This window comes from Streptomyces sp. NPDC054956 (genome assembly GCF_053609185.1).
In genome coordinates this window covers 1-15138 of sequence record NZ_JBSGXB010000122.1, presented here as the reverse complement: position 1 = coordinate 15138, position 15138 = coordinate 1, and the positions used below count along the sequence as shown (strand labels likewise).

Annotated in this window: 14 protein-coding genes and 1 pseudogene; 10 read left to right on the top strand and 5 right to left on the bottom strand. The window is 72.5% G+C overall.

Annotated elements, in window-relative coordinates:
* Window positions 1-167 (bottom strand): annotated as a pseudogene (locus tag ACWGDE_RS20170) (MFS transporter); the annotation flags it as partial.
* On the bottom strand, window positions 107-1462 hold the full coding sequence (locus tag ACWGDE_RS20165) for an NAD(P)-binding domain-containing protein (RefSeq protein ID WP_453390358.1): 1356 nt from the start codon (window positions 1460-1462) through the stop codon (window positions 107-109). The pseudogene ACWGDE_RS20170 and the gene ACWGDE_RS20165, both read right to left, overlap by 61 nt.
* A gap of 154 nt (window positions 1463-1616) precedes the next feature.
* On the opposite strand from ACWGDE_RS20165, the gene ACWGDE_RS20160 reads away from it, so the two are divergent.
* On the top strand, window positions 1617-1979 hold the full coding sequence (locus ACWGDE_RS20160; protein ID WP_453390357.1) for an ArsR/SmtB family transcription factor: 363 nt from the start codon (window positions 1617-1619) through the stop codon (window positions 1977-1979).
* 76 nt (window positions 1980-2055) lie between these two features.
* On the opposite strand, the gene ACWGDE_RS20155 is transcribed toward ACWGDE_RS20160, so the two are convergent.
* The 3 genes from ACWGDE_RS20155 to ACWGDE_RS20145 all read right to left on the bottom strand — a co-directional run bounded on the left by ACWGDE_RS20155 (window position 2056) and on the right by ACWGDE_RS20145 (window position 4113).
* Window positions 2056-2871: a sulfite exporter TauE/SafE family protein gene (locus tag ACWGDE_RS20155; protein WP_453390356.1), complete on the bottom strand. Its 816-nt coding sequence runs from the start codon at window positions 2869-2871 to the stop codon at window positions 2056-2058.
* A gap of 85 nt (window positions 2872-2956) precedes the next feature.
* Window positions 2957-3760, bottom strand: coding sequence for an aquaporin (locus ACWGDE_RS20150; protein WP_453390355.1), 804 nt, complete (start codon window positions 3758-3760; stop codon window positions 2957-2959).
* 38 nt (window positions 3761-3798) lie between these two features.
* Entirely contained in the window at window positions 3799-4113 is a 315-nt protein-coding gene (locus ACWGDE_RS20145; RefSeq protein ID WP_453390354.1) for an ArsR/SmtB family transcription factor, read from the bottom strand.
* Window positions 4114-4193: 80 nt separating this feature from the next.
* Between ACWGDE_RS20145 and ACWGDE_RS20140 the strand changes: the two genes are divergently transcribed.
* From ACWGDE_RS20140 to ACWGDE_RS20100, 9 genes are all read left to right on the top strand, one after another.
* Complete coding sequence (locus ACWGDE_RS20140) at window positions 4194-4628, top strand: arsenate reductase ArsC (RefSeq protein WP_453390353.1); 435 nt, start codon at window positions 4194-4196, stop codon at window positions 4626-4628.
* Between the two features lie 66 nt (window positions 4629-4694).
* Entirely contained in the window at window positions 4695-5435 is a 741-nt protein-coding gene (locus ACWGDE_RS20135) for a class I SAM-dependent DNA methyltransferase (protein WP_453390352.1), read from the top strand.
* A 474-nt stretch (window positions 5436-5909) separates the two neighbouring features.
* Window positions 5910-6806 carry a S8 family serine peptidase gene (locus ACWGDE_RS20130; protein WP_453390351.1) on the top strand — a complete coding sequence of 299 codons (897 nt, stop codon included), beginning with the start codon at window positions 5910-5912 and terminating at the stop codon, window positions 6804-6806.
* Entirely contained in the window at window positions 6787-7419 is a 633-nt protein-coding gene (locus tag ACWGDE_RS20125; protein WP_453390350.1) for a GAF domain-containing protein, read from the top strand. The genes ACWGDE_RS20130 and ACWGDE_RS20125 overlap by 20 nt, the downstream gene beginning before the upstream one ends.
* A gap of 4 nt (window positions 7420-7423) precedes the next feature.
* Entirely contained in the window at window positions 7424-8524 is a 1101-nt protein-coding gene (locus ACWGDE_RS20120; RefSeq protein ID WP_453390349.1) for a radical SAM protein, read from the top strand.
* Window positions 8525-8570: 46 nt separating this feature from the next.
* The gene (locus ACWGDE_RS20115) at window positions 8571-9533 is read left to right on the top strand and encodes a hypothetical protein (RefSeq protein ID WP_453390348.1); all 963 of its coding nucleotides are present in this window, start codon (window positions 8571-8573) and stop codon (window positions 9531-9533) included.
* A 2-nt stretch (window positions 9534-9535) separates the two neighbouring features.
* Window positions 9536-10234, top strand: coding sequence for an iron-containing redox enzyme family protein (locus tag ACWGDE_RS20110; RefSeq protein WP_453390347.1), 699 nt, complete (start codon window positions 9536-9538; stop codon window positions 10232-10234).
* Window positions 10231-11796 (top strand): MFS transporter, encoded by a 1566-nt coding sequence (locus ACWGDE_RS20105; protein ID WP_453390346.1) that lies wholly within the window; start codon window positions 10231-10233, stop codon window positions 11794-11796. The genes ACWGDE_RS20110 and ACWGDE_RS20105 overlap by 4 nt, the downstream gene beginning before the upstream one ends.
* A gap of 127 nt (window positions 11797-11923) precedes the next feature.
* Entirely contained in the window at window positions 11924-15043 is a 3120-nt protein-coding gene (locus ACWGDE_RS20100; RefSeq protein ID WP_453390345.1) for an AAA family ATPase, read from the top strand.
* Window positions 15044-15138 lie beyond the last annotated feature (95 nt).

Below are 15138 nucleotides of genomic sequence, written 5' to 3'. Positions count from 1 at the left end.
CGGGTGCACTGCGTGGCGCACAGGGCGGGCCGGGCGGCGCGCGGCCGCGATCGGACCCCCGTCCCGATCGCGGCCGGGCCGCTGTGAAGGTCTGTCACTTCGCCGGTCAGCAGCCGCCGGAGGAGGCGGGGGCGCCGATGGTGAGGGTGGCGGGCGCCGCGCAGCAGCCACCACTGCTCGCCTCGGCGGCCTCGGGCTCGTCGAAGAGGCCCGCGCCGCCGCAGACGCCGGTCTCGGGGAGGGTGAGCTCGACGCGTTCGGCTGCTTCCCGGTCGCCGGCGAGGGCGGCGGCGATGGAGCGGACCTGCTCGTATCCGGTCATGGCGAGGAAGGTCGGGGCGCGTCCGTACGACTTCATGCCGACGAGGTAGACGTCCTGCTCCGGGTGGGAGAGCTCGGTGACGCCGTGCGGGTAGACGGTGCCGCAGGAGTGCTGGTTGGGGTCGATGAGCGGGGCGAGATCGGTCGGGGCCTGGAGGCGCTCGTCGAGGCCGAGGCGCAGCTCGTCGAGGAAGCCGAGGTCGGGGCGGAAGCCGGTGAGGACGATGATCTCGTCGACTGGGTCCAGCCGGCGGCCGTCCTCCGCGACGAGGACGAGCTGTTCGCCCGCCTTCTCCACGGCGGTGGTGCGGAAGCCGGTGACGGCGTCGGCGTGGCCGTTGTCGACGGCGGCCTTGGCGGCGAGGCCCAGCGCGCCGCGGGCGGGCAGTTGGTCGGCGGTTCCACCGCCGAAGGTCGAACCGGAGATGCCGCGGCGCAGGATCCAGGTGCTGTGCGTACCCGCCTCTTCCTTCGCCAGGTCGGCCAGGCCGGCGAGCGCGGTGAACGCGGAGGCGCCGGAGCCGATGACCGCGGTGCGCCTGCCTGCGTACCGGGCGCGGACGGCCGGGTCCTTCAGGTCCGGGACGCGGTACGAGATCCGGTCGGCGGCGGAGCGCTCGCCGAGGGCGGGCAGGCCGTCACCACCGATGGGGCCGGGGGTGGACCAGGTGCCGGAGGCGTCGATGACGGCGCGGGCCGTCAGCCGTTCCTCGCCGCCGTCGGCGTGCGCGACGTGGACGGTGAAGGGCTGGGTCTCGCGGTCGGCGTCCACGACCCGGTCGCGTCCGAGGCGGGAGACGCCGGTGACGCGGGCCCCGAAGCGGACGCGCTCGCCCAGGACGGCGGCCAGCGGCCGCAGGTACCGCTCGGCCCAGTCGCCGCCGGTCGGGTACGTGGCCACCTCCGGCTTCACCCAGCCGGTGGCGGCCAGCAGCTTCTCCGCGGCCGGGTCGACGACTTCGCCCCAGGTGGAGAACAGCCGTACGTGGCTCCAGTCCCGCACGGCGCTACCGGCGACCGGCCCGGCCTCCAGGACCAGGGGCTCGATGCCCTGGCCGACGAGGTGCGCGGCGGCGGCCAGGCCGATGGGGCCGGCTCCGATGACGATGACGGGCAGCTCGGTCTCGGCAGAGGCGTTCACGGTCGGCTCCTAGGTATTTCGACATCCGTCGATGGCTTGTGCACTCAGCATGACCCCTGATTCGACAATCGTCAACATAGACATCCATCGAATCTGAAGATCGCCGAAAGTCGCGTTCCGACCCGGCTGGTTCGACATGTGTCAACATAGACACATGTCGAATGTGAACGTGTTGCCGCTGCTGGAGCCGGAAGCCGTGCCGTGCTGCCCGCCGCTCACCGAGCGCCCGCTCACCGCTGACGAGGCGGAGCGCACGGCCACGATGTTCAAGGCCCTCGGCGATCCCGTGCGCCTGCGGCTCTTCTCCGCCGTGGCCTCGCACGAGGGCGGCGAGGCGTGCGTCTGCGACATCTCCGACGTGGGCGTCTCCCAGCCGACCGTCTCCCATCACCTGAAGAAGCTCAAGGAGGCCGGACTGCTCTCCTCCGAGCGGCGCGGCACCTGGGTCTACTACCGGGTGGAGCCGACGGTGCTCGCGGCCATGGCCCAGCTCCTGACCCGCGCGGCCGGCGCGTAGCACGGCGGCCGGTGCGCGGGAACGCGGCCGGTGCGCGGGAACGCCGCCCGTGCGCGGGAACGCCGCCCGTGCGCAGTCAGTGGTGACGGGCGAGCTTGACCGCGGAGACGAGCAGGATCAGGGCCAGCGCGGGAATGAGCACCAGGTCCGGGAACACGCCCACCAGCAGCCCGCCCAGCACCGCACCCGCGACCGAGCCCGCGGCCATGACCAGGGTGAAGCGCAGGTTGGCGCCGAGTACCGCGAAGCTGCCGTCACGGCTGTAGCGGGCGAAGGCCACCAGCATGGTCGGCAGTGACACCAGCAGCGAGAGGCTTCCGGCCGTCTTGATGTCCACCGCGAACAGCAGCACGATCGTCGGGATCAGCAGTTCGCCGCCGGCCACGCCCATGATCGCCGCGACCACTCCGATCCCGAACCCGGCCGCGACTCCGCACGGCACCTGCGCCCACAGCGGCAGCGTGACGGAGTCCAGGGCGGTGGAGTGCGTGACCAGCAGGGCGGCGGCCATGAGCACCATCAGAGCCGCCAGCACCTTGTAGAGGGTGGCGGAGCGCATGCGTACCGCCCAGGACGCTCCGACCCAGGCGCCCAGCAGGCTTCCCGCGAGCAGATTCGCCGCGACCGGCCAGCGTGCGGCGACTTCGGCGGCCGGGACCGCCGCCAGCCGGGCCGGCAGCGCGACGAGTACGACCACCAGGCTCATCGCCTTGTTCACGATGACGGCCGAGAGCGCGGCGAACCCGAAGAGGCCGATCAGCAACGGCAGACGGAACTCGGCGCCGCCCAACCCGATCATCCCGCCGAGAACACCGATGGCCGTCCCCGCGCCGAACACCACGGGTGCCGGGCGCGTCGAACGGAAGGGAACGGGGTGCTGTTCGGTGGTCACGACGGGAATCCTCGCTGGTCATCGCGGCTGCCTGCTACGCCACGACCTCAGCTTCGGGGAAAGACACCGGGTGTCCGCCCGGGATTCATCCGGACCTCCGAGCATCCGCGCCGGCCGCGGTCCCGCCGCGCATGAAGATCACCGCCACCAGGGCCAGGCCCACCACCGCGCCCACGAGCTGCACGCCGACGAACGCCGGGACCGAGGCCGGGGCGATGCCCGCGAACGTGTCCGTGAAGGCGCGGCCGATCGTCACGGCCGGGTTGGCGAAGGAGGTGGAGGAGGTGAACCAGTACGCGGCGCCGATGTACGAGGCCACGGCGACGGGTGCGAAGCGCAGGCGGTCGGTGCGGGCCAGGCCGAAGATCAGCAGGATCAGGCCGGCCGTGGCGACGACCTCACCGAGGAGGAGGTTCCCGGCCGAGCGGTCGTGGGTCGCCCACTTCACCAGCGGCTCGCCGAACATCGCGTCGGCCAGGATCGCGCCCGCGATGGCGCCGGCGATCTGGGCGGGTACGTACGCGGCCAGCTCGCGGGCGGTGACTCCGCCGCCGTCGCGGCGGGTGCTCCACCACTCGGCGAGGCTGACGACCGGGTTGAAGTGGGCGCCCGAGACCGGGCCGAGCAGCGCGATGAGGACACCGAGGCCGAAGACGGTGGCGGTGGAGTTGGCCAGCAGCTGCAGCGCGACGTCCTGGGTCAGCTTCGTCGCCTGGATGCCGGACCCGACGACGACGGCGACCAGCGCGGCCGTCCCGACGAGTTCGGCCGCGGCGCGGGCCACCAGTGGACTGGCGGGCGGGTTGGCGCCGGGTGCGGGCCGGGGCGCGTCGGCGGGTATCGCGGTGACCGCCGCGGGTGCGGTGCCGACGGGCTCGGTGACGGACAACGGTTCTCCTCGGGCAGGTGAGCGGGAATCCAAGCGGGCTACGGGCAGGACCGCTTGATGTTCGCTTCGGTGGTGGCGCGCGCGGCCTGCGCGAGCCCCGCGAACTGGCCGGCGAGGGCCTCGATGACTTCCGGGCGGAGTCTGTAGTAGATGAAGCGGCCGCACGGCTCGGTCTCCACGACCCCGGCCTCTCTGAGCACCTTCAGGTGGTTGGAGAGGTTGGTCTGCTTGGCACCGGTCTCCTCCACGAGGTGCGTGGTGCACAGCGTCTCGCGGGAGAGCAGGGTCACGATCCGAAGCCTGAGGGGGTCCGCCAGGACTCGGATCAGATCAGTGTCGACTGACGTCATCATGTGCTGATACTGTCACATCAGCCTGGGCTGACACCAGTCCGAGCTGACCTCGCAGTCGATACCCACCCCGAGGAAAACAGATGTCCTCCGCTCCCGCCGCCCCCGCTCCCGCCGCCTCCGTCCTGTTCGTCTGCATCCACAACGCGGGCCGCTCCCAGATGGCGGCCGGGTTCCTGCGCCACCTCGCCGGCGACCGCGTCGAGGTGCGCTCCGCGGGCTCGGTCCCCGGCGACCAGGTCAACCCCTCGGCCGTCGCCGCCATGGCCGAGCTGGGCATCGACATCTCCGGCCAGAAGCCGAAGGTCCTCACCCCCGAGGCCGCCCAGGCCTCCGACTACATCATCACCATGGGCTGCGGCGACGCCTGCCCGTACTTCCCCGGCAAGACGTACCTCGACTGGCAGCTCGAGGACCCCGCCGGCCAGGGAGTCGAGGCCGTCCGCCCCATCCGCGACGAGATCAAGACCCTCGTCGAGGGCCTCGTCGCCGAGATCGACGCCGGGAACCGGGCCTGATCCCGTCGCCCGGCAAAAGGAAATTGCTTCGACAACACCCCTCCGCACTCGGCAAAGTGGCCGCCCGTGACGACCAGTGAGCTGTGGACCCGTGCGACCGCCGAACGCTACGACGCCGAGGAGACGGCCATGTCCTCGGCCGCCGCCCTCGGTCCGACGCTCGACTTCCTCGCCGAACTCGCCGGCGACGGCCGCGCGTTGGAGTTCGCCATCGGAACCGGCCGGGTGGGCGTCCCACTCCGGGAACGCGGCGTTCCGGTGGTCGGCATCGAACTGTCCGAACACATGGCGGCGGTGCTCCGCCGCAAGACCGACGAGAACACCCTTCCCGTGACCATCGGGGACATGGCCACCACCACGGTCCCCGGCGGGTTCGCCCTGGTCTACCTCGTCTACAACACCATCACGAACCTGCTCACGCAGGACGAGCAGGTCGAATGCTTCCGCAACGCCGCGCGCCACCTGGAGCCCGGCGGCCGCTTCGTCATCGAACTGGGCGTACCACCGCTGCGGTTCCTGCCGCCCGGCCAGGTCGCGGTGCCCTTCGACGTCTCGGAGGAGCACCTCGGCTTCGACACCTTCGACCTGGTCCAGCAGATCCTCGTCTCGCACCACCTCACCCGCGACGGCGAGGCCGGCGGATACCGCCGTGACGAGTCCCGGCACCGGTACGCCTGGCCGGCCGAGCTCGACCTGATGGCGCGGATCGCCGGGCTCGAACTCGAACGCCGCCACGCGGACTGGAACGGGGCGCCGTTCACCCAGGACTCCCCGAAGCACGTCTCCGTCTGGCGCAAGCCGGCCTGAGACCGGCGGCTCTCCACCGCCGGCACGACGAGCACCCCCGCGCCCCGTGCCCCGGGCCCCGTGCCCCCAGCAGCCAACCAGTACGCCTCGAGGCGCCGCCGTTAGGTTTCAGCGGCACCGGTCGGCCCGGTGCGCCCCGCCGCGCCCGGCGGCCGAGCCCGTACCCACCGCTCGGACCCGCGGCGGCCTGCCTCTCCCCCCTCCCCCGCGCAAGCCCACGGACAACGCAGAGAACTGTCAGTTTCCGTGCCGCGAGGGGCAGGTTCGGCCGCAAAGCCCCCCAGACAACTGGGATGTCCGAGCGCCTGGAACCTCGTACAGAATCGGTCCGCCGGCACCGCTCAGCCGTTCGACAGCGGGACGGTCCGGCAAGTCCGCCGGTTCGGCATCGCGCCATACGGGAGAGCCACGAGCGACCGGAAGGCTTCATTGACCACTACAGCGTTTCGTCGAGCAACGATCCGATTCGCCCACATGAACGCCGGGGAACTCGTCGACCGGGCGTCCGTCGCGGCCTCCACGGCGGTGGACCGGGAATGGGCCTGGGGCGGGTCGCGCGGTGCGGGAGTCCGGATCTGCGTCATCGACAGCGGAGTCACACCGGACCATCCCGAGATCGGCCCCCTGGAGGGGGCTTACACGGTGGAACGCATCGAGCAGGACGACGCGGAAGACGGCCGGCCCAGCTACCGGATCGTCCCGGACGAGGAGGGCGACGCCGCCGGTCACGGCACCGCGTGCGCGGCGATCATCCGCCGGATCGCGCCGGACGTGAGCCTGACCAGCGTTCGGATCCTGGGGCCGCGACTCGCGGGCGACGGCAACATGCTGCTGGCCGCGCTGCGTTGGGCGGTGGCGGAGCGCTTCCACGTCGTCAACCTCAGCCTCTCCTCGCGCAAGGGCGACTTCAAGGCCGCGCTGCACGACATCGCGGACGAGGCGTACTTCAACCGGGTGGCGATCGTGGCCTCGGCGCACAACAGCCCGGTCCGCAGCTATCCCTGGATCTTCCCCTCGGTGATTTCCGTCGGGTCGCACGAGAACGCCGACGCGGAGCGCATCGAGGTCAGTCCGCGGCCCCCGGTCGAGTTCTTCGCGGCCGGTGTCGGAATCGAGGTCCCCTGGACGGGCGGCGGCCGTTCGGTCCTCTCCGGAAACAGTTTCGCGACCCCCCATGTCGCCGGGTTCGTGGCTCGCATCCTCGGAAAGCATCCGCATCTTCCGGTGAGCGAGGTCAAGCACGTTCTCGCCTCCCTCTCGGACAACTTCACCGACGCGTCCGACCCACCCCGCACATCCGCCGTACCCGACTCACCCACCCCATCCGCCCCGTCCGCCGAAGGAGCCGGCCATGACGAATCCGGCGCATGACGCCCCTCTCAGCGGCTCTCCGCTGTCCCGGCGCGACGAGGTGTTGCGCTCGACCGTACGGCTGGCCCGGCTTGTCTTCGGCGCTCCCGCCTCGTCGGTCTTCCTGCACGACGCGGCGGGCGAGGCACTCGTTCTGGAGGCGATCTCCGACCCCCAGGAGGACAGCCTGGTGGGCTGGACCATCCCCGACTACAGCGGCATAGCCGGGTGGGTCTTCCAGAGCGGGGAAGCGGTGATCGCCGACAACCTCGACAACCACCCGCAGTTCAACCGGGACTTCGCGGCCTCCACCGGCCGGATACCGAATGCCATCATCGCCGCGCCGCTGGACACCGACGGGTCCGTCTTCGGCGTCCTGGAAGTGCTCGACCCGGTGCTGGGCACGCGCAGCGCCACCTCCGTCCTGGAGCTGGTCTCGGAGCTGGCGCGCCAGTGCGCCGCCGCCCTGGTCCTGGCGGGCCCGCCGCCCGGCCCCGCCGGACGGCACGCGGCGGCCGCCGAACGGCTGACCACGCTGGTGGCCGACCTGGCCAGGACCGACGACCCGAATGCCGCGCGGACGCTCGCCTCGCTCGAGGAGATCGCCAGCGCCCTGTCATCGAGAAGGGGGTGATCCCGTGCACCTGCTGGAAATCGGCGCCATCCGCAACAAGCCCGCCGCCGGCCTCTATCTGGCCCTGACCCGCCGCTGCCCGCTGTCGTGCGCCCACTGCTCCACCGACTCCTCCAGCACCAGCGAACAGCATCCCGAGACGCCGTTCCGCCGGCTCGTGGAGTCCTTCGACCGCGAGACCCGGCCGGACCTGCTGCTGATGTCCGGCGGCGAAGCGCTGCTGCGGGCCGCGCTCGTCGCCGACCTCGCGCGCACCGCCCGGTCCGTGGGCTCCCGTTCGTACGTGCTGTCGGGGATGTGGTTCGCCCGGGAGAACCGGCAGTTGCCCGCCCCGGTCTCCGCGGCGATCCGCGAGGTGGACCACTTCGCGGCCAGTCTCGACGAGTTCCACGAACGCGAGGTGAGCCGGGCCGACGTGTTCCGGGCGATGCACCGCATACGCGAACTGGTGCCGCAGGTCAGCTTCCAGCTCACCGGGCGGGGGGACGACGATCCCTACCTCGAGGGTCTGATCGACGACGTGCGCCGCGAGTTCGACGACCAAGTACCCATCCTGGTCGGCACCTTGAGTCCGATCGGACGTGGCCGCCAGCTCGGCGGGCTGACTCCCACGCCCTCCTCCGGCGTCCCGGTCGCACCCGTCGATCCGTGCGACCGGATCACCTGGCCGCTGGTCACCTACGACGGCACCGTCTACGCCTGCTGCAATCAGGACCTGGTGGAGCGCCGGATGCCGGAGCACCTGATCGTCGGCCACGCGTCCCACGAGTCGTGGCCCGAGCTGCGCGAGAAGTTCCTGCGCCGGGAGCTGTACCGGGCGCTGCGCGTGCTCGGACCCAGCTTCGTGGCATCCCGGTTCTCGGACGGACCGTGCGACAAGGGCATGTGCGGCAACTGCGTCGCGCTGTCCGGCGACGCCGAGGCCGAGCGACGGGTGACGGAGTACCTGCGCAGCGACTCCGGGCGGCAGGTCGAGGCCGCCGCCCGCCGCATGGTCGAGCAGGTGGACGGGACCGCCTTCTCCGACCGCCGCTCCGGCCGCTACGGCGGCCTGGTGTCCCTGGGATGGGAGGCGGACCGTGAACAGCCGGCCTGCACACGCTGAGACCGGGGCGGGCCGTAACCGCCCCACGCTCGCGGACACCGAGGCGATGCGCACCCGTCGCGGCGAGTCGGTCCTGTTGTACATCACCGACCAGTGCCCGGTCGGCTGCGCGCACTGCTCGGTGGACGCCCGCGCGGACAGCGACAGGGTCACCGACTGGGAGGTGTTCCACGACGTCGTCGCCGGCATCGTCGCGCTGCCCGGCCTCCGGTCGGTGGCGGTCTCCGGCGGCGAGCCCTTCGCCGAGCAGCGGGCGCTGCCCTACGCGATCGGGGAGTTCGCCGACGCCGGGCTGGAAACCATCGTCTTCACCAGCGGGTACTGGGCGCGCGAGAGCGGCTCCGCACCCGGCTGGGTGCGACGGCTGCTGCCGCGGATCTCCACGCTCTTCCTGAGCACGGACGGCTTCCACCAGGGCGGTGTGTCGAGCCTCCGGTTCGTCGGTGCGCTGCGCGCGGCCCACGAGGCGGGCTGCCGCATCGTCGTCCAGGAACTGGACACGGGCGAGGGCGCGCGGGTGGCCGAGGGGCTGCTGCTGGAGGCGCTCGGCCCGCGGTGGGCCGACGATGCGGAGACCAAGGTGATCACCCCCCTGCGGTACGGGCGGGGCTCGGGGGTCTTCGCCCTCCAGAGCCGGCACGCGGTGGGCACGTTCTCGGCGTGCACCCTGCTCGGCTCGCCCACGGTGCGCTACGACGGGGTGGTGATCCCCTGCTGCAACGAGGGGCTGATCACCGGTCACGGCCCGTCCGCGCTGCGCGCCCCGACCCGGCGGCCCGAGGGCGTGGCGCAGGCGCTGACCGGGTTCCGGAACGATCCGCTGCTGACGGTGGTGGGGCGCCTCGGCCCGGGGGCGGCGGCCGCCCTGCCCGGCTTCGAGGCCCTGCGCGAGGAACGGTTCGAGAACGTCTGCGGCGGTTGCTGGAAGGCGTACGACATCGCCGGCCGCCCGGGGCGGGCCGCGGACTCCGTGACGGCACTGGGCATGGCCCTGAGGGAAGGCGGTTGACGGTGGAGGAGCAGACGAGGTCCCAAGCGCTGCGCCACAAGATCGGGCTGCTGATGCCGGCCGTGGACGCCGCGTCCCGGCAGATGTGGAGCCATCCGCACAGCGACCAGGTGTACCTGGAGTGGCTCAAGACGCTGCACGGGACGATCCGGGCCACGGTGCCGCTGATGCTGGCAGCCGTCGAGCAGTGCACTGCCCGTCAGGGCGACCCGGTGGCCGATCTGGTGGGCCGCTACCTGGCCAAGCACATCCGTGAGGAGTACGGGCACGACCAGTGGGTGGCCGAGGACTACGTGGTGGCCGGGGGCGACCCCGAGACGCTGCGCACGGCGCTGCCGGGGGCGGCCATCGCCTCGCTGGTCGGCTCCCAGTACTACTGGCTGCGCCATGCGCATCCGGTGGCACTCGTCGGGCACATCGCGGTGCTGGAGGGCAATCCGCCCGGTCCGGGGCTGGCCGGCGACCTGGCGGTCCGGACCGGACTGCCGGAGGCGTCGTTCCGCACCATCGCCCGGCATGCCCAGCTGGACGTGCAGCACCGCGACGACGTGCACCGGCTGATCGACCGGCTGCCGCTCGACCCGGCGCAGGAGGAGTTGCTGGGTGTGAGCGCGCTGCACTCCATGAGGGGGCTGATCGAGGTGATGGAGGACGCACTCGGCCGGGTCCACCGGCGCTCCCCGGTGGCCCTGGCCGGATGAGCCGCGTGCGGGTTCCGGGCCCGCTGGCGGGCCGCGACTTCCGGTTGCTGTACACCAGCACGGTGGTCTCCGGTCTGGGCGACTGGCTGGACCAGGTGGCACTGCTGGTGCTGGTCACCACGGTCTGGCACGGCGGCGCGGGCGATCTGGCGCTGGTGGTGGCCGCGAGCATGCTGCCGCTGCTGGCGACCCCGTTCCTGGCGGTGCTGGTGGACCGCCGGCCGTCGCGCCGGGTGCTGATCCTCACCGATTTCGTGCAGGCGGGGCTCACCCTGGGCCTGGTGGTCGCCCCCGGGGTGTACTGGGCGGCCGGGCTGGTGCTGGTCCGTTCGGCGCTGGGCTCGGTCGGCGGGCTCGCGGGCCAGATCCAGTTGCGGGTCTCGGTGCCGCCCGACGGCGTCCAGGCCGCGACCGTGCTGCTCCAGACGGCGATGCAGTCGGTCAAGATCCTGGGGCCCGCGCTCGGTGGTCTGCTGGTCGCCTTCATGCCGCCCCGGGCGGTGTTCGCGGCCAACGCGTGCACGTTCCTGGTCGGGGTGATCACCGCGCGCGCCCTGCGCAGCACGTCCGCACCTTCCCGGAATGCGGATCTGCATTATTTCAAGGAACTGGGGGAAGGCTTCCAGCACGTTTTCGGATCACGCCTTCTGCGTTCCCTCCTGTTCGTCATGTGCAGTCTGATGTTCGTCGTCTTCCTTTACGATTCCATGGCCGCCCTGATCGTGCCGGCACTGGGAATGGGCACGTCCTACATCGGCTACATGGTGTCCGCCGTCGGATTGGGCGGGGTCGTGGGTTCGCTGCTCATGGGACGTTTCGCGGCGCGCCTTCGCCCCTTCCTCACCATGGCGGGGTCGGTCCTGGTGATCGGCTGCATCATCGTCGTCATCGGATTCGCCGTTTTCCGCGAAATACGTATTGACGCCAGCATATGGCTGTGTGTTATTTTCCTTCTGGGAATCGCAAGCGCCGGAATTCTGGTCACTTTCCCCAGCGTCGTACATTCCGAGACACCGGTGGAACTGACCGGCCGGGTATGGGCGCTCATGAATTCCGTGCCGGCCGTACTGAACGTACTGGCCCCCGCGCTGGCGGCCGCCCTGGTCATGTGGATCGGGCTCGGCAGCCTGTTGCTGCTGGCGGGCATCGCCCTGCTGCTCACCGCTGTCGTGGTCGCCGTCCGGCTCGGCGGCGTACCGCCCACCGTTCCACCGCCCGCCGTCCCGCCCTCCGGCGCGGACGACGGTGCCGGCCCGGCCGAGGAGCCGACACCCGGCCCGGCCCCCCTGAACTCCGGTGCGACGCACCGGGAAACCAGAGCCCCGCACGTGAAACGCGCGGGCTCGTCAACCGAGGAGATCACCATGGCAGACAAGATCGACAAGCTTGCCGAAGCCGGTTTCGCCCTGACCGACGCCAACGACGCCCAGCAGGCGGTGCTCAAGTCCCTCACCGAGGACGAGATCGACGTCCTGCTGAGCGTCAAGTCCCGCGTCGAGGCCGCCGGTTCGGACGTCGAGGGTCACTCGGTCTCCGACCCCAGCGGTGGCTACCTCTGGTAGTACCGACCCTCGTCAGGGGATCGGTCCCGGACCGGTGACGTCTGGGCCGTAGCACAGACCGGGTGGTTCACGACGGAGCAAGCGTCGTGAACCACCCGGTTGCCGCTCAGTGAACGGGGAGGACAGTATGAGCAAGCCCACCGGTCCCATCGTAACCACCGCGAGCCGTTGCGGCGGCTGCGGTGCGGACAACCCGTCGGCGGCCCGCTTCTGCATGGCCTGCGGAGCCGGGATCGGACCGTCCTCGACCCCCGCCAGCGGTCTGCGTTTCGTCTCCGTCATCTTCTGCGACGTGGTCGGCTCCACCGGACTGGCCACCTCGCTGGAACCCGACCGGTGGGCGGCCGTCCTGGACGGCTACTTCGCCCTGGTCGGCAAGTTGGTGGAGCAGTACGGCGGCAAGGTGGAGAAGTTCATCGGCGACGCGGTCGTCGCCGTGTTCGGCGTCGAGGGGCACGGCGAGTCGGCCGCCGCCGCCGCGGTCTCCGCCGCCACCGCCATCGGACACCACACCGGCGAGTACGCGCGGAGCCTGGGCGAACTGCTGCTGGGCGACTTCCCGGTGCGCTCCGCGGTCGCCTCCGGCCATGTCGCGGTCAGCGGCCGGACGTCGAGCTTCGTCATCGGCTCGGTGCTCAACCGGGCCGCCCGGCTCCAGCAGTACGCCCCCGACGACGGGGTGATCGTGGACCTGGCCACCCGGCTCCAACTGCAGGACCACTTCCCGCTGCGGGCGATCGAACCGGTCGCCGCCAAGGGCTTCGCCCGGTCCGTCCCGGCCTGGATCGTCGGTCCGGCCGGCGCCCCGGCCCCCGGGACCGGCACCGTCGGACGGACCGGCCTGGTCGAAGAACTGACCGCCCGTATCGACGTGGCCGCCGCCGCCACCGACCCGACCCTGATCCTGGTCGGGGGCCCCTCCGGGGTGGGCAAGTCCCGGCTGGTCGCCGAGGTGCTCGACCACTGCACCGGCCTGGCCACAGCTGTCCTGCGCTGCCCACCCGCCGGGACCGGACTCGGCCTGCTGGCCTGCTGCCTGTTCCTGGAGGAGATCGAGAACGCCGCACGGCAGGGCCGCGACAGGGTGGACACGACGGTGCAGCTGACCGGCGCCTCCACCCGCGCCGAGCAGGCCCTGGCCCAGGACCGCGGCGAGCTGGGCCGTGCGCTCACCGCGGCGCTGGACCGCCTGCGGGGCGCGCGGCCCCTGCTCCTGGTGGTCGAGCACAGCGAGTGGACCCCAGGAGCACTGGCCGATCTGCTCGAGGAGCTGACCGCCGCACCGGGGCGCCCCGTCGTGGTGCTGCTGGTCGGGGTCTCCGCCCCCGAGGAGCTGGCCGGCCGGGAGGACCACCGGCTCACCGTGCCGCCCCTGGGACGGCCCGACGCGCGGCGGCTGGCCCACCGGCTGCTCACCGCGCAGCAGGACCCGAGCGCCGCCGACCGCTCGCGGTCCACCGGCAACGGGGCCCCCGGACACGACCCGGCCCCTGCCGCCCTCCTCGCCACCGGCTCCGCCGCCGAGGAGATCGCCTCACGGGCCGGCGGCATCCCCCGCTACATCGAACAGATGGTGGTCCTGAGCCGCTTCGCCCAGCCCGGCGACGACTGGGCGCCGCCCAGCGCGCACGCCGCGCTCGGCGCCCGGCTGGACCAGTTGGACACCGACTCGCGGGAACTCCTGACGCTGCTCGCCGCCGCCGGCCGGGACCTGTCCCTGGAGGACCTGGGCGCCCTGATCGACCCCGACAGCGTCGCCGCGGCCGCGGCCTGTCTCCTCGAAGCCGGGCTGGTGGAGTCCGCCGACGCCCACAAGGGCCGCCTGGCCCCGGCCTTTCCGGTCGTGGCCGAGGTGGCACTGCGTCGGCTGACGCTCTCCGAGACCGCCGACGTGCACGCCAGGCTCGCGCGCTCCCTGGAACCGGTGGCCGAACGGCGCCCCGCCGTCGCCGAGTTGCTGGCCGGGCACTGGGAGGCGGCGCACAGCGCGCTGCGCGGGGTGGAGCCCGGCTCCGACCGGACGGCCCGGGCCGCCGAGTCCGCCGTGAGCGCCTTCGGAGTCGCCGCCCGCTTCGCCCTCTCCCGTGGGCGGCCCGAACTGGTACTCGCGCTCACCGGACGCGCCCGTGCGCTGGCGGAGACGAACCACCCGCAGGGCCACGACCTGGACGTCCTGGAGGCGTACGCCCTCGGCACTCAGGGAATGCCGCAGGCCGCCCTCGAACGCGTCGAGCGCGTGCTGTCGGCCCCGGACCGGGCCGCCCCGGCCGCCCGGATCCACGCCCGCCTCAACTCGCTGTACTCCCGCACCTATCTGACCGGCGACGCGCCGGCCGTCCCGGACGATCCGCACTACCTCGCCGCGGTCGCCTCCCCGGAGCCCGAGGCCCGGGTCGGGGCCCACCTGTACGCCGGGCTCCAGTCCCTGCGGGCGGGCGACCACCCCGCCGCCGAGCGGGCGCTGCGCTCCGCGCTGCGGTCGGCCGACGGCGCCGGGACCTGCCTGGGCCTCACCGAGGTCTACGCCAACCTGGCGATGGCCCTGGTCAACGGCGACACCCCGGTCCCCGCCGCACTCGCCGACTGCGAGCGCCTGCACCACGAGGTCGCCGGTTCCCGGCTGCTGAGTTCGGCCACCGGCGTCGCGCTGGCGCTGGTGCGCCACATGTCCGGCGACCGGGCGGCGGCCGACTCCGCGATGGACGAGGCCCAGGAGGTGCTGCGCGATCTGGGCCAGGGCACCGGGGCCGCGACCATCGCGGGCTGGCGCGCCGTCCTGGCGGCCCGGTCCGGCGACTGGGGTACCGCGGCCGACTGGTGGACCGCCCAGGGCGATCGCTGCGCCGCCCTCGGCATGACCCGCCAGGCCTCGCTGTCCCGCCTCCAGGCCGAGCTGGCCCGGGAGGCGTCCGGCGAAGGACGGTCCGGCGGCGCGCGGGGCGGGTCCTCGCTCGACGAGGTGGCCGTTCCGCCCCCCGAGGCCTGGGCGGAGTACACCGTCGCCCTGCAGGCGCGCGCCGTACGGGCGTTGCGGGACGGCGACCCGGAACCGGCCGCGACGCACCTGGACGCCGTGGTCAGCCATCTGGGCAAGGTGCACGGCAGCGGCGCGGTGATCACACCGCTGCTCTTCAGCGCCGTCCTCGCCGGCCGTACCGGCCTCCCGGTGGCCGGGCGGGCGTTGACCGCGCTCCAGCGGGCGATCGAGGCCAAGCAGGACCTGGGCGTGCGCGCCCCGCAGGCCTAGGGCGTGTCTTTCGGATCGGGCCCCGCCTGATCCGGAATTAACGCCCAGATCCCCCACCCCCCCCCCCCCCACCCCGCCCCCCCGGGGGGCATACC

Excerpts from the sequence above, each read along its gene's own strand:
- ACWGDE_RS20115 (WP_453390348.1), top strand. The coding sequence starts at position 8,571 with ATGCGCACCCGTCGCGGCGAGTCGGTCCTGTTGTACATCACCGACCAG.
- ACWGDE_RS20140 (WP_453390353.1), top strand. The coding sequence starts at position 4,194 with ATGTCCTCCGCTCCCGCCGCCCCCGCTCCCGCCGCCTCCGTCCTGTTC.
- ACWGDE_RS20105 (WP_453390346.1), top strand. The coding sequence starts at position 10,231 with ATGAGCCGCGTGCGGGTTCCGGGCCCGCTGGCGGGCCGCGACTTCCGG.
- ACWGDE_RS20145 (WP_453390354.1), bottom strand. The coding sequence starts at position 4,113 with ATGATGACGTCAGTCGACACTGATCTGATCCGAGTCCTGGCGGACCCC.
- ACWGDE_RS20130 (WP_453390351.1), top strand. The coding sequence starts at position 5,910 with ATGAACGCCGGGGAACTCGTCGACCGGGCGTCCGTCGCGGCCTCCACG.
- ACWGDE_RS20100 (WP_453390345.1), top strand. The coding sequence starts at position 11,924 with ATGAGCAAGCCCACCGGTCCCATCGTAACCACCGCGAGCCGTTGCGGC.
- ACWGDE_RS20125 (WP_453390350.1), top strand. The coding sequence starts at position 6,787 with ATGACGAATCCGGCGCATGACGCCCCTCTCAGCGGCTCTCCGCTGTCC.
- ACWGDE_RS20160 (WP_453390357.1), top strand. The coding sequence starts at position 1,617 with ATGTCGAATGTGAACGTGTTGCCGCTGCTGGAGCCGGAAGCCGTGCCG.